General features: G+C 63.0%; 13 protein-coding genes and 1 pseudogene. 5 read left to right on the forward strand and 9 right to left on the reverse strand.

Going from position 1 to position 13122, the window contains the following annotated elements; translation table 11 throughout:
- The first annotated feature begins 97 nt into the window (after positions 1-97).
- From lptF to ACRQ5J_RS09345, 3 genes are read left to right on the forward strand one after another with little or no spacing between them, the layout of a single operon-like run.
- Positions 98-1207, forward strand: coding sequence for an LPS export ABC transporter permease LptF (gene lptF, locus ACRQ5J_RS09335; protein WP_432382832.1), 1110 nt, complete (start codon positions 98-100; stop codon positions 1205-1207).
- Complete coding sequence (gene lptG / locus ACRQ5J_RS09340; protein WP_432382834.1) at positions 1204-2373, forward strand: LPS export ABC transporter permease LptG; 1170 nt, start codon at positions 1204-1206, stop codon at positions 2371-2373. The genes lptF and lptG overlap by 4 nt, the downstream gene beginning before the upstream one ends.
- Before the next feature lie 2 nt (positions 2374-2375).
- Entirely contained in the window at positions 2376-2750 is a 375-nt protein-coding gene (locus ACRQ5J_RS09345) for a sirohydrochlorin chelatase (RefSeq protein WP_432382836.1), read from the forward strand.
- 106 nt (positions 2751-2856) lie between these two features.
- Here ACRQ5J_RS09345 and ACRQ5J_RS09350 read toward each other — a convergent pair whose 3' ends face one another.
- From ACRQ5J_RS09350 to ACRQ5J_RS09390, 9 genes and pseudogenes are all read right to left on the reverse strand, one after another.
- Positions 2857-3669 (reverse strand): MipA/OmpV family protein, encoded by an 813-nt coding sequence (locus tag ACRQ5J_RS09350; RefSeq protein ID WP_432382838.1) that lies wholly within the window; start codon positions 3667-3669, stop codon positions 2857-2859.
- Between the two features lie 5 nt (positions 3670-3674).
- Positions 3675-4445: a glutaminyl-peptide cyclotransferase gene (locus ACRQ5J_RS09355; protein ID WP_432382840.1), complete on the reverse strand. Its 771-nt coding sequence runs from the start codon at positions 4443-4445 to the stop codon at positions 3675-3677.
- A gap of 24 nt (positions 4446-4469) precedes the next feature.
- A complete protein-coding gene (locus ACRQ5J_RS09360) occupies positions 4470-5159 on the reverse strand; it encodes a hypothetical protein (protein WP_432382842.1) in 690 nt (229 codons plus the stop codon).
- 49 nt (positions 5160-5208) lie between these two features.
- Positions 5209-5970, reverse strand: a complete 762-nt coding sequence (cobA, locus tag ACRQ5J_RS09365) for a uroporphyrinogen-III C-methyltransferase (protein ID WP_432382844.1) — start codon at positions 5968-5970, stop codon at positions 5209-5211.
- Between the two features lie 86 nt (positions 5971-6056).
- On the reverse strand, positions 6057-7349 hold the full coding sequence (locus ACRQ5J_RS09370; protein ID WP_432382846.1) for a sulfate adenylyltransferase subunit 1: 1293 nt from the start codon (positions 7347-7349) through the stop codon (positions 6057-6059).
- Positions 7349-8278, reverse strand: a complete 930-nt coding sequence (gene cysD, locus ACRQ5J_RS09375; protein WP_432382847.1) for a sulfate adenylyltransferase subunit CysD — start codon at positions 8276-8278, stop codon at positions 7349-7351. Before cysD ends, ACRQ5J_RS09370 begins: the two co-directional genes overlap by 1 nt.
- A gap of 98 nt (positions 8279-8376) precedes the next feature.
- A complete protein-coding gene (locus ACRQ5J_RS09380) occupies positions 8377-9090 on the reverse strand; it encodes a phosphoadenylyl-sulfate reductase (protein ID WP_432382849.1) in 714 nt (237 codons plus the stop codon).
- Between the two features lie 12 nt (positions 9091-9102).
- Positions 9103-9666, reverse strand: a complete 564-nt coding sequence (locus ACRQ5J_RS09385) for a DUF934 domain-containing protein (RefSeq protein ID WP_432382850.1) — start codon at positions 9664-9666, stop codon at positions 9103-9105.
- A pseudogene (locus ACRQ5J_RS09390) lies at positions 9653-11346 on the reverse strand (nitrite/sulfite reductase). Before ACRQ5J_RS09390 ends, ACRQ5J_RS09385 begins: the two are co-directional and overlap by 14 nt.
- 153 nt (positions 11347-11499) lie before the next feature.
- Between ACRQ5J_RS09390 and ACRQ5J_RS09395 the strand changes: the two are divergent.
- Entirely contained in the window at positions 11500-12441 is a 942-nt protein-coding gene (locus ACRQ5J_RS09395; RefSeq protein WP_432382851.1) for a CysB family HTH-type transcriptional regulator, read from the forward strand.
- Positions 12442-12454: 13 nt separating this feature from the next.
- Positions 12455-13108: a methyltransferase domain-containing protein gene (locus ACRQ5J_RS09400; protein ID WP_432382853.1), complete on the forward strand. Its 654-nt coding sequence runs from the start codon at positions 12455-12457 to the stop codon at positions 13106-13108.
- Positions 13109-13122: the final 14 nt, after the last annotated feature.

A 13122-nucleotide genomic window follows, 5' to 3' on the forward strand; every position in this document is an offset into this window, starting at 1 on the left:
TTTATGGTCCCGCATAGCGCAGGTTTGCGCTTAACAGCGGGGCCAAACTACCGAATTATAATCTTCAATGATCTTTCAACGCGCCCTACGACGTGAAATGGCCAATACGGCCGGCGCCTCTTTCACGGTGCTGTTCAGTATCTGCGTTACCTGGACCCTGATCGCAGTCCTCGGCAAGGCCGCGGGCGGCAAGGTGGCGTCCAGCGACGTGGTCGCGCTGATCGTTTTCGCAACGCTGAATTATCTGCCAACTATCCTCATCCTCACCAGCTTTATTTCCGTGCTGATGGTGGTCACGCGGACCTACCGCGATTCCGAGATGGTGGTGTGGTTCGCCTCCGGCCTGTCGCTGACCAGGTGGATCGCGCCGGTGCTGACCTTCGGCCTGCCGCTGGTGCTCATCACCGGCATGCTCAGTTTCGTCGCCACGCCGTGGGCCAAGCAGAAAAGCGCGGAATATGTCGAGCGCTTCGAAAAGCGCGAGGACCTGCAAAAAGTCTCGCCGGGCCAGTTCAAGGAATCGGCGTCGGCCAACCGCATCTTCTTCGTCGAGGGCGTGGCCGGCAAGACGGCCGTGGTGCAGAACGTGTTCGTCAACACCGTCGACGAACGGGGCACCGCCGTCATCGTCGCGCGCGAGGGCGTAATCAACACCGGGCCGAAGGGCGAGCGCTATCTGGTGCTGAAGAACGGCCGCCGCTACCAGGGCACGCCGGGCCAGGCCGACTTCCAGACCATGGAGTTCGAGAGCTACAGCATGCGCGTCACCAGCCAGACGCAGGACCTGGAGGGCGACAAGGACACCGACTCCACCCCCACCATGCAGCTGCTCAAGGACACCAGCAACGGCGCCCGCGCGGAGCTGTTGTGGCGCATGGCGGCGCCGCTGACCTGCCTGGTGCTGCTGTTGCTGGCGATTCCGCTGGGCTTTGTCAATCCGCGCGCCGGCAGCTCGGCCAACCTGATTATCGCGCTGCTGATCTTCTTCAGCTATAACAACTTCGTCAAGCTGCTGGAGTCCAGCGTGCGGCAGGGTAAATTCCTCTTCGCGCTGTCCTGGTGGCCGCTGCACCTGGTCGCCGTGCTGACCGTGGTGGTGCTGTTCGCGTGGCGCCTCTACCTGAACCATCCGTACCATCCGCTGGCGCTGCTGTCGGCGTATAAACGCTCGCGCAACGGCGCGGACAAGAAAGCTGTGTCGCAATGAAAATCCTGCAACGCTATTTCGCAGTCTCGATACTGCAAGCAGTCGCCTTTGTGCTGGTGGCTTTCCTCGCGCTGCAAGCGTTCATGGACCTCACCGGCGAGCTGCCGAAGGTGAGCAAGAACGGCGTCGGCGTGCAATTCGCCTTCCTGTACGTGCTGACGCAACTGCCCGGCCACGTGTATGAGGTGATGCCGCTGGCGGCGCTGATCGGCACCATCTACACGATGGCGCAGTTTGCCGCCACGTCCGAGTTCACCATCATGCGGGCGTCCAGCATGTCCACCGGCATGGTGGCGTGGATGCTGGCCAAGATCGGCGTGATCCTGGTGATCATCACCTTCCTGGTCGGCGAATTCGTGGTGCCGCGCACCGCGCCGCTGGCGGAAAAATTCAAGCTGACCTCGCGCGGCACCACCATCTCCACCGAATTCCGCTCCGGCCTGTGGACCAAGGACATCGTCAAGTCGGAAGGCATGACCGGCACGGTGACCGGCTCGCGCTTCTTCAACGTCAAGGAAGTGCGCCCCGACGGCACGCTGAAGGACGTCAAGCTGTACGAATTCGACACCAACTTCCGCATGCGCTCCATCACGCAGGCCAAGACCGCCACCTTCCAGGGCAATAACAAGTGGCTGCTGCAGGATGTGACGGAAAATATCTTCACCAACCCGGAGCTGCTCAAGCCCGGCATGGAAGCCAACCTGGCCAACAACTACGCGCAGGAATCGAGCATGATCGAAACCCGCACCAGCGCCACCAAGGACCTGCTGTCGGAAATCACGCCGCGCATCCTGTCGGTGTCGCGATCTGACCCGGAGCGCATGTCGGCGGTGGAGCTGGCGGTGTACACCCGCCACCTGATCGAGAACAAGCAGGAGACGGAGCGCTTCAAGATCGCGTTCTGGAAAAAGCTGTTCGATCCGCTGGCGATTTTTGTGCTGATGGCGCTGGCGCTGCCGTTCGGCTATCTGCACACGCGCAGCGGCGGCGTGAGCCTGAAAATTTTCCTCGGCATTATGCTGGGCGTCAGCTTCCTGCTGGTGAATACCCTGTTCTCGCATCTGGGCCTGTTGAGCACCTGGCCGGCGATGCTGACGGCGATCGCGCCTAGTTTATTGTTCATGGTGCTGGCGATAGGCGCCTTGTGGTGGGTGGAGCGACATTAGAAATGAGCAAGCGAGCATTGATATTATTTGCGCACGGCGCGCGTTCGGCGTCGTGGGCCGGCCCGTTCGAGCGCCTGCGCGACCTGACGCGGGCGCGCGAGCCGGAAGTGCGCGTCGAGCTGGCCTTCCTGGAACTGATGTCGCCGCGCCTGCCGGACGTGGTCTCGGCGCTGATCGCCGAAAACATCAGCGACATCACCGTGGTGCCGGTGTTCCTGGGGCAGGGCGGGCATGTGCTGCGCGACCTGCCGCTGATGATCGGCGAACTGCGCACCGTCTATCCGCAAGCCGCGATCAAGGTAGTGGAAGCGGCCGGCGAGGATGGCGCGGTGCTCAAGGCGCTGTCCGATTACTGCGTCAACGCCCTGTCCGCATAAGGCCTCCTGCACCACGTGGCCGCCGCGTTGCGGTCCTTGACCGTGTGGCCCGGCCAAACTTCCTTCAATCAGGTGGCGTCGAGATGTGGCAGCGGCTGACTACGTGCTACTCCCAGGCGCGCGCGGCCGAGCGGTGCGCCGTCCAGCTAAAGCCGATGCCGGCCGACAGCCCGCTGGTCTTGCGGAATAGCGGGCTGTCGCGGTTGGCCGAGTGGCTCAGGTTATCGTAGCGCGCGAAGCCGAAGATGCGCCAGTCCGGCGACAGGCGGCGCGACAGGCTGGCGCCAAGCCGCGTCATCATCAGGCCACCATCGGCCTGATACCGGGGGCGCGTGGCCGTGGCGTATTGCGGCGCCACTTCGTAGAAATACTGGTTCAGTTTTGTATTGCCGTAGACCGCGCCGATGCTGGCGTCGGCGCTCCATTTGCCGTCGGCGGCTGCGGTTTCGAACACCAGGCGCGGCTCGAACACCAGGCCTTGCCGCTCAAAGCCGTTGCGCAGTTCCAGCGGGAGGCGCAGCGGCAGCTCAAGGCGCGTGCGATCGGTCAGCCGCACTTTCAGGCGCGGACCGAACTCCAGCAGCGAGTTCAGGTCCGGCATGCCGGCGCGCGCGCCGACATCTTTCGAGCGTGCCGGCAGCGACAGCGCAAAGCCGATGTCGAGTTCCACGCGTTCCGTGTTAATCAGCCGCGCGCCGATGCCGGAACGGTCGGAGCGCAGCACCTTGCCGCGATAGATCAGCATCGGCAGCACCAGCGCGCGGGTCGAGCGGTCGTCCGCGCCCGGATAGGCCGGCGTGGTGGCGGCGCCGCCGAACATGCCGGCTTCCCACAACGGCAGGTCGGGTTGCTGCGTCTGCGCGGCGGCCGATGCGGCCAGCGCCGCGCATGCGATACCGAACCAGGTGCGCTTAGTCATGGGCTTTATTTGCGGGGGATGATTTTGACTTCGTAGATCTTCGGCCACAGCTTGCCGGTGACGAACAGGCGTTTTTTCGCGGCGTCGTAGGCGATGCCGTTCATGACGTTGTCGGCGTTGGCGCCCTTGCCGGCGTCCGGATACAGTTTGCCGAAGTCGATCCAGCCGGTGATCTTGCCGGTGTTCTGGTCGATGCGGGCGATGGTGTTGGTGTGCCAGATATTGGCGAAGATCTCACCCTCCACCACTTCCAGTTCATTCAGCTGGTCGACCGCGATGCCGTCGGCCGTTACCTTCACGCGCCGCACTTCGAGGAAGGTTTTCGGATCGAGGAAGCGCAGCGTGGCGCTGCCATCGCTGAGTATCAGCTCCTTGCCGTTGTTGGCCAGGCCCCAGCCTTCGCCGGGATAGGCGAACTGGCTTTTCACTTCAAAGGTCTTCAGGTCGAACACAAAGCCGGTCTGGCTCTGCCACGTGATGCCGACCAGCGTGTCGCCGGACGCGGTCAGGCCTTCGCCGAAATACTGCGGCGGGATGCTCTGGCTTTGCAGTACCTTGCCGCTGGCCAGATCGACCTTGCGGATCGACGATTTGCCGTTCAGGCCCGTGCTCTCGTACAAAAAACCATCGCGGTACAACAGGCCTTGCGTAAAGGCCTGCGGATCGTGCGGATAGCTGCGCACCACCTTGTAATCGTAGGTGGGCACCGCCGCGTGGACGGCGGCGGCGGGCAGCAGGGAGGAAAGGAGGAGGGCTTGAGCGTAAATCTTGTTCACTATGCAGTCACCGAATTTTGTAGTTCAACCATGGCGTCCAGCGTGGTGCCGGGAGCATCCAGCTCCGCCTGCACGCATGCCCGCGCTTCGGGCGCCTGCACCAGGTCGACGGCTTGCCGGCGCGCGCGGTTCCGCCGCAGCAGTATCGCCGCAGCCATCCAGCAAGTCCAGTACCAATGCGACTTCGGTGATGTAGTTGAATACGTCGGCCAGCAGTTCGGCCATGCCTTCGGTGGTGAGGACGTTGATGTGGCTCTTCAGTTCGTTGAGTTCGGCCGCCGCCCTGGCCAGGTGCTGCTCGGGATGCGGCAGGTGGCGGCGCGCCAGCGCGTAGTCGCCGCAGGCCATGACGGCCGGCAGCGCCTCGCGCGCATGCTGCCGCGCCTGCGCGTCCGACAGGTGCTCGAACAGGTGGTAGGTGTTTTGCAAGTCGCCCAGCTTGTCGTTGATGATGCGGATATCGTGGAACAAGTCAGGCGCGGACGGCAGCTGCGCGGCCAGGCGGTCGCGCTCTTCGACCAGCGCGCGCCGCGCCGGCACATATTCCTCCGCCAGCTTGGCCCACGCGGCCAGCACGTAGGACAGCCGCAGCGAGGCGGTTTCCGGATCCTTGCCGGTGGCGTCGAACAGCGCGATGTATTCCTGCAGTGCCGGTTCGAACTCGCCGGCGGAGTGGGCGTTCCAGGCGCTTTCCAGTCGTTGAACAGTGTCCATTACATCCTCTTATGATGGGAATGGCCATTTTAATACCGAAAACAGGATTTCAGGCGCGGAGTTGGGGGCCTATTGTGTTGCTAATCCCGGTATCGAAAGTTTGTCGCGGACGCGGGCGCATGGCTTCGCCGATCATGACCAGCACCGGGCCGTGCGGCGTGCCGAGGCCTTGCGTCAGTTCGGCGATGGTCATGCGGCGGACCTGCTGGTCGGCGCGGCTGACGTTTTCGATCACCACCACCGGCTTGTCCGGCGCGTGGCCGTGGGCCAGCAGTCGCTCGGCGGTGGCGATGGCCTCGCGGCCGCCCATGTATTGCACCAGCGTGTCGGTTTCCGGGATGGCGTCGTGGTCCGAGTGTTCGGGCGCGGTGGAGGAGGTGAAGAAGGCGACGCTGCGGGCGATGCCGCGCTTGGTCAGCGGCTGCCTGGTGGCGGCCGCCGCCGCCAGTGCGGTGGTGATGCCGGGGACGACTTCGACTTCGATGCCTTCGGCTTCCAGCGCGCGCAGCTCTTCGTCGGCGCGGCCGAACATCATGGGATCGCCGCCTTTCAGGCGCACCACCAGCTGCGCGCGGTGCGCGGCTTCCACCAGTTGCTGGTTGATGAGTTGCTGGGCCATCGAGCGCTGGCCGCTGCGTTTGCCGACCGGGATTTGCTCGGCTTGCGGGCAGAGTTCCAGCATTTCCGGCGTTACCAGCGCGTCGTGCAGCACGATGTCGGCTTGCGCCAGCAGGCGCGCGCCGCGCACGGTGATGAGGTCTTGCGCGCCGGGGCCGGCGCCGATCAGATAGACTTTTGCGGGCGTTGGCATTTTTTGCGTCACTCCCGCGCAGGCGGGAGCCTATACTCAGCATGGATCCCCGCCTGCGCGGGGATGACGGGGATGACGGGGGGACGTCAGAGGCGGATCATGCCGGCGGCGACGGTCTGGTGGGTGACTTCATCGATCAGGATGAAGGCGCCGGTCGCGCGGATGTCGCTGTAGGCGTCGGCCGCCAGCGGCTGCTGCACGGCCAGCTCAATCGTCGCGATGTCGTTCAGCTTCAGGCCCTCCGCGTTGTGGCGCTGCTGGGTGTTGATGTCCAGCAGAGACTCAATCGCCTTGACCTTGGCCGAAGTCTGCCTGGTGCCGTGCTTGATCCAGTATTTGCGACGCACGTCCAGCGGCTCGTCCGACATCCAGCATACATCGGCCTTCAGCTGCTTAAGCTGCGTGGCCGGCTGGTCAGCGCTGGCCAGCAGGTCGCCGCGCGAAATGTCCAGGTACTCGTTCAGCAGCAGCGTGACCGACTGGCCGGCCACCGCCGACTGGTGCGAACCTTCCAGCGTGACGATATCCTTGACGGTCGCGCTCTGGCCGGACGGCTGCACCACCAGCTTGTCGCCCACCGATACCTTGCCGGCCTCGATGCGGCCCATATAGCCGCGGAAATCGTTGGCCTCGTGGCCGTTGTGGCGCGCCACCAGCTGCACCGGGAAGCGGAACGGCGCGTCGTGCGATTCGTCGTACACCGACAGCGATTCCAGCAGCTCGATCAGGGTCGGTCCCTGATACCAGGCCAGCTTCTCGCTCTTTTCCACCACGTTGTCGCCGGTCAGGGCGGACAGCGGGATCGGCGTGATGTCCTTCAGGCCCAGCGACGCGGCGAATTCGCCATACGCCTTGACGATGCGCTTGTAGATGTCCTGGTCGTAGTTCACCAGGTCCATCTTGTTGACGGCCACGATCACGTGCTCGATCTGCAGCAGGTGGGCGATGGTCGAATGGCGCTTGGTCTGGATCAGCAGGTCGACGCCGCCGTCCTCGCGCAGCTTCACTTTCGACACGTCCACCAGGATGATGACCGCGTCGGCGGTCGACGCGCCGGTCACCATGTTGCGGGTGTACTGCTCGTGGCCCGGCGTGTCGGCGATGATGAACTTGCGCTTCGGCGTGGCGAAGTAGCGGTAGGCCACGTCGATGGTGATGCCTTGTTCGCGTTCGGCTTCCAGGCCGTCGGTCAGCAGCGACAGGTCGACCGTGTCGCCCACGGTGCGTTTGTGCTTGGAGCGCGACATGGCGTCCAGCTGGTCGGCGAAGATGCCCTTGCTGTCGAACAGCAGGCGGCCGATCAGGGTGGACTTGCCGTCATCGACGGAGCCGGCGGTGATAAAGCGCAGCAGGCTTTGTTCGTTGGTAGTGGTGGTCATTAGAAGTATCCTGCTTTTTTACGTTTTTCCATCGATGCTTCGGACGTCTGGTCGTCCATGCGCGTTGCGCCGCGTTCGGTCACCTGCGTGATCGCCGTTTCAGCGATGATCTGCTCCACGGTCGCCGCGTCCGAGGACACCGGGCAGGTGCAGGAGATGTCGCCGACGGTACGGAAGCGCACCACCTGTTTTTCAACGGTCTCACCTTCGCGCGGCGGCGTCAGGTCCGTCAGCGGTACCAGCAGGCCGTTGCGCGGAATGACTTCGCGCTCGTGGGCGAAGTAGATCGGCGGCAGCTCCAGCTGTTCGCGGGCGATGTACTGCCACACATCGAGCTCGGTCCAGTTGGAGATCGGGAACACGCGCATGTTTTCTCCCGGATGGACGCGGGTGTTATACAGATCCCACAACTCCGGGCGCTGCGATTTCGGGTCCCACTGGCCGAATTCGTCGCGGAAGGAGAAGATGCGCTCCTTGGCGCGGGCTTTCTCCTCGTCGCGGCGGGCGCCGCCGATGCAGGCGTCGAAGCCATGTTCGGCGATGGTTTCCAGCAGCGTCACCGCCTGCGCGGCGTTGCGCGAATCGGTTTGCGGATTACGCAGGCGCACGGTGCCTTTTTTGATCGAGTCTTCGACCGAGCCGACGATCAGGCGTTCGCCCAGTTCGGCCACGCGCTTGTCGCGGAAGGTAATCACTTCCGGGAAGTTGTGGCCGGTGTCGACGTGCACCAGCGGGAACGGGAATTTGCCGGGGCGGAAAGCCTTCTCGGCGATGCGCAGCAGGACCACCGAGTCTTTACCGCCCGAGAACAGCAGGGCGGGATTGCTGCATTCGGCGGCGACCTCGCGCATGATGTGGATCGCTTCGGACTCCAAAGCGTCGAGATGGCGCGAGTTCACGTGCGCGTTGTTTTCTACTAAAGCGTTCATTTGTACTAGCTTTCTGCACGTCGTTCCCGCGAAGGCGGGAACCCATGCTGAGTAACGTTGGATGCGGCGTATGGACTCCCGCCTGCGCGGGAGTGACGCTACGCCGCGGATTTAATGCGTATCAGTTTGCCGTCGACGACGTGGAGGCCGCACTCTTTCGATTCCGGGTTCTCCCACCACCAGCGGCCGGCGCGGACATCTTCACCTGGCTGGATGGCCCGGGTACACGGTTCGCAGCCGATCGACGGATAACCCTGGTCATGCAGCGCGTTGTACGGCACGCCGTTGTCGCGGATGTAGTTCCAGACGTCTTCCTCGGACCAATCGGCCAGCGGATTAAACTTGGTCATGAAATGCGCCGCGTCGTCTTCCTCGACCATCAGCGAACCACGGGTGGCCGCTTGCGCGCGTCGCTGGCCGGTGACCCAGGCCTTCTTGCCCAGCAGCGCGCGGCCCAGCGGCTCGACCTTGCGGATGCGGCAGCATTCCTTGCGCATCTCAACGCTGTCGTAAAAGGCGTTCAGGCCGTGCTGCGCGACATAGGCATCGACCGCCTCCGGCTGCGGCCGGAACACAGCGATATCGTAGCCGTAGTGCTGCCGCACCTTGTCCAGCATGGCCAGCGTCTCCTGGTGCAGGCGGCCCGTCTCCAGCGAGAAGATGCCGATGTCGTAGCCGCCCTTCAGTATCAGGTCGGTCAGCACCATGTCTTCCGCCGCCAGCGAGGAGGCGAAGACGGCGGGCGTAAAGTCGCTGGCGATGCGGGACAGCGTGGCGCGCGTGTCCGCAATCAGCTTGCTCAGGTCACTCATGGCAAGCTCCAGTCAAACGCCGGCGGGGGCGGGGCGCGCGTGACGGCGGAACAGCGGCACTTTCTGGTCGACCGAAGCCTGGTAGGTTTCGGAGAAGTCGGACAGGCCTTTCAGCGCATCATGCACGTCGCGGTCGGCGCGCACCGCGTAGGCGTCAAAGCCCACGCGCTGCATCGAGAACAGCTGGTCGCGCAGCACGTCGCCGATGGCGCGCAGTTCGCCGGTCCAGCCCAGGCGCGTGCGCAGGTTGTAGGCGATCGAATAGCCGCGGCCATCGGTGAACTTCGGGAAATCGACGGCGATCAGCGGGAACTGGTCCAGCAGGCCTTTCAGCGTTTCCGGGCGCTCGTCGGAGGCGATCCACACGGCGATTTCGCCGGCGGCGGTGCGCGCCGCCAGCACCTCGCGCTGCGCCAGCCACAGGCTCAGTGGCACGATGAACTTACCTTCCGGGACGGCGACGGTGGAAGGGTCGTGCGGCGGCGCGCCCTCGACCGGTTCGGCCAGGCGCAGCACCTGCCAGTCATCTTCCACTACCTGGCGACCCTTGATAATCAAATGCTTAGACATATTCATCCTCTCCAACCAGGCGGCCGCTTTTTCTGCGATCGGCGTGGCGTACACAAATTCCTTGAACGGTGCGACGCCGATGCGCTGGACACAGGCGGCAAACGATTCGTCTTCAAAACGCTCGCGCAGGTAAACCTTGAGCAGGCGGTCGATCACTTCCGGCATTTGCAGCGCGGAGAACGATGGGCCGATGATCTTGCCGATGGCGGCGTTATTGCCCTGCGCGCCGCCAATCGACACCTGATACCATTCGCTGCCATCCTTGTCGACGCCCAGCACGCCGATGCTGCCGACGTGGTGGTGGCCGCAGGCGTTGATGCAGCCGGAGATATTCAGCTCGATCTCGCCGATGTCGTGCTGGAAGTCGATATTGTCGAAGCGCTCGGCAATGGCGGCGGCGATCGGGATCGACTTGGCGTTGGCCAGCGAGCAGAAGTCGCCGCCGGGGCAGCAGATCATGTCGTTCAGCAGGCCGATGTTCGGCGTCGCCAGGCCGTGCGCCTTGGCTTCCTGCCACAGCGCGAGCAACTGCGACTGCTCGACGTCGGCCAGCACCACGTTCTGTTCGTGGGTGACGCGCAGTTCGCCGTAGCTGTAGCGGTCCGCCAGGTCGGCCATGAAGTCCATCTGCTCGGCGGTGGCGTCGCCCGGCGGCACGCCGGTCTTTTTCAGCGACAGCACCACGACGGCGTAACCGGGCTGCTTGTGCGGCTTGACGTTGCGGCTCACCCAGTTGGCAAAGGCCTTGTTGCCCGGCTGCGCGGCCACCACGTCGGTGTCGTCGAGCTGCTTGTAGGCCGGCGGCTGGAAGTAGTCGATGATGCGCTGCATCTCTTCGACGGTCAGCGTTTCCGGGCCGTCTTTCAGGTCGGCCCATTCCTGTTCCACCTGGCGCGTGAATTCCTCGACGCCGAGGGCTTTGAGCAGGATCTTGATGCGCGCCTTGTACTTGTTGTCGCGGCGGCCGTGCTGGTTATACACGCGCATTACGGCTTCGGTGTAGGTCAGCAGATGCTGCCACGGCAGGAATTCGCGGATCACGCTGCCGATGATCGGCGTGCGGCCCATGCCGCCGCCGGCCATGAACTTGAAGCCGATTTCGCCGGCGTCGTTGCGCACCACGGTCAGGCCGATGTCGTGGATGGCGATGGCCGCGCGGTCCTCGACTGCGCCGTTGATCGCCACCTTGAATTTGCGCGGCAGCGCGATGAATTCCGGGTGGAAGGTCGACCACTGGCGCAGCACCTCGGCGTAAGGGCGCGGATCGATGATCTCGTCGGCGGCGACGCCGGCATACGGGTCGGACGTGGTGTTGCGGATGCAGTTGCCGGAGGTCTGGATGGCGTGCATCTCCACCGAGGCCAGGTCGGTCAAAATATCGGGGGTCTGTTCCAGCTCAATCCAGTTAAACTGGATGTTTTGACGGGTGGTGAAGTGACCATAGCCACGGTCATACTTGCGCGCGATGTGGGCGAACATGCGCATTTGCTTGCTTGCAAGCAAGCCGTATGGCACGGCGATGCGCAGCATGTAGGCGTGCCGCTGCATGTACAGGCCGTTTTGCAGGCGCAACGGCAGGAATTCGGCTTCGGTCAGCTCATCGGAGAGGCGGCGGCGCACCTGGTCGCGGTACTGGGCGATGCGCTCGCGCACAATGAGGTGGTCATACTGGTCGTATTGATACATGAATATTCTTCCTGGATAGTCGCTGGTTCCCCAAACTAGCGCTAATAGTAATAAACTTCGTCTTTATTCCATACGACTTAGTCTTTATTTGCTTATATAAGGATTGGGCATAAGCATGGACGCTAATAATTTTAAGATGGGCCAAGACCTGCAATGAACCTTCATCAATTGCGCTTCGTGCGCGAAGCGGTACGCCAGAATTACAATTTGACCGATGCCGCCAAGGCGCTGTTCACCTCGCAGCCGGGCGTGTCCAAAGCCATTATCGAACTGGAAGAAGAGCTGGGGGTCGACATCTTCACCCGCCACGGCAAGCGCATCCGCGGCCTGACCGAGCCGGGGCGGCTGGTACTGCAATCGGTGGAGCTGATCATGCAGGAGATCGACAGCCTCAAGCGCATCGGCAAGGAATACGCGGCGCAGGACAGCGGCAGTTTCACCATCGCCACCACCCACACGCAGGCGCGCTACACCTTGCCCAAGGTGGTGCAGGCCTTTATGGTGAAATTCCCAAAGGTAAGATTGTCTTTGCTGCAAGGAAATCCGCAACAGATCGCCGAGATGGTGCAGCGCGACCAGGCCGACCTGTGCATCGCCACCGAATCCATCGCCGGCGTCACCGGCCTGGTCACGCTGCCATGTTACCAATGGGAGCACGTGGTGGTGGTGCCGCCCGATCACGCGCTGCTGCGCGTCAAGCAGCCGACGCTGGAAGAGATCGCGGCTTTCCCGATCATCACGTATGATGGCGCCTTTGCCGGCCGCAGCAAGATCGACCACGCGTTTTCGCTGCGCGGGCTGAAGCTGGACGTGCTGCTGGAAGCCATCGACGCCGACGTCATCAAGACTTACGTGGAGTTGGGCATGGGGATTGGTATCATTGCGGGCATGGCCTTCGACGCCGAGCGCGACAAGAACCTGCGCGCCATCCCGGTGGGCCACCTGTTCGGCATGAACGTGTCGCGGGTGGCGGTCAAGCAGGGCGCTTACCTGCGCAGCTATATCTACACGTTTATCGAACTGCTGGCGCCCACGCTCAACCGCAAGTTGATCGAGCAGGCCATGAGCGGTGAAAAAGACAACTACGAACTATAAAGAAAGCATCAACATGATTACCAACCAGTTGACACAATATTACGCCGTCAACGCGGACAACTATGACCAGGTCTACGCCCAGGAAGCGCGCTTCGACGACCTTGATGATTTGCAGGAAATGATCGCCGAGCTGTTCCAGGACCACAAGGTGCTGGAACTGGCTTGCGGCACGGCTTACTGGACCGACCTGATTTCGGAAGTGGCCGAGTCGGTGCACGCCACCGATATTTCGCAGGAAATGCTGGACCTGGCCGCGTCCCGTGGCCTCGATGAAGATATCGTCACCTTCGAACAGATGGATGCCTTCAACCTGCCGGACGGCCTGGAAGGGCAGTACACCGCCGTGTTCGCCGCCGGCCTGTGGGCGCATGTGCCGCGCGAGCAGCACGAGAAATACCTGAAGACCTTGCGCGCCAAGCTGGGCAAGGATGTGCTGCTGGTGCTGCTGGATGAGTGTTATGTCGATGGCAATTCGACTGTGATTGCCCGTACCGACGCCGAGGGCAATACCTACCAGATCGTCACTGCGGACGATGGCCAGCGTTACGAGATCATGAAGAATTACCTGACTGACAGCACGCTGCGCAAGCGCTTCGCCGCCCATACCAAGCAGTTCCGCACCGAGCGGCTGGAATATTATTACCTGTTGAGTTGCCGCCTGAAGTAAATCCTCAAGCCGCG

Origin of the sequence: Duganella sp. P38 (assembly GCF_050859475.1) — a bacterium.
Lineage (GTDB): Bacteria > Pseudomonadota > Gammaproteobacteria > Burkholderiales > Burkholderiaceae_D > Rugamonas.

Excerpts from the sequence above, each read along its gene's own strand:
- ACRQ5J_RS09345 (WP_432382836.1), top strand. The coding sequence starts at position 2,376 with ATGAGCAAGCGAGCATTGATATTATTTGCGCACGGCGCGCGTTCGGCG.
- cobA (WP_432382844.1), bottom strand. The coding sequence starts at position 5,970 with ATGCCAACGCCCGCAAAAGTCTATCTGATCGGCGCCGGCCCCGGCGCG.
- cysD (WP_432382847.1), bottom strand. The coding sequence starts at position 8,278 with ATGAACGCTTTAGTAGAAAACAACGCGCACGTGAACTCGCGCCATCTC.
- lptF (WP_432382832.1), top strand. The coding sequence starts at position 98 with ATGGCCAATACGGCCGGCGCCTCTTTCACGGTGCTGTTCAGTATCTGC.
- ACRQ5J_RS09370 (WP_432382846.1), bottom strand. The coding sequence starts at position 7,349 with ATGACCACCACTACCAACGAACAAAGCCTGCTGCGCTTTATCACCGCC.
- ACRQ5J_RS09380 (WP_432382849.1), bottom strand. The coding sequence starts at position 9,090 with ATGAGTGACCTGAGCAAGCTGATTGCGGACACGCGCGCCACGCTGTCC.
- ACRQ5J_RS09360 (WP_432382842.1), bottom strand. The coding sequence starts at position 5,159 with ATGGACACTGTTCAACGACTGGAAAGCGCCTGGAACGCCCACTCCGCC.
- ACRQ5J_RS09400 (WP_432382853.1), top strand. The coding sequence starts at position 12,455 with ATGATTACCAACCAGTTGACACAATATTACGCCGTCAACGCGGACAAC.
- ACRQ5J_RS09350 (WP_432382838.1), bottom strand. The coding sequence starts at position 3,669 with ATGACTAAGCGCACCTGGTTCGGTATCGCATGCGCGGCGCTGGCCGCA.
- ACRQ5J_RS09395 (WP_432382851.1), top strand. The coding sequence starts at position 11,500 with ATGAACCTTCATCAATTGCGCTTCGTGCGCGAAGCGGTACGCCAGAAT.
- lptG (WP_432382834.1), top strand. The coding sequence starts at position 1,204 with ATGAAAATCCTGCAACGCTATTTCGCAGTCTCGATACTGCAAGCAGTC.
- ACRQ5J_RS09385 (WP_432382850.1), bottom strand. The coding sequence starts at position 9,666 with ATGAATATGTCTAAGCATTTGATTATCAAGGGTCGCCAGGTAGTGGAA.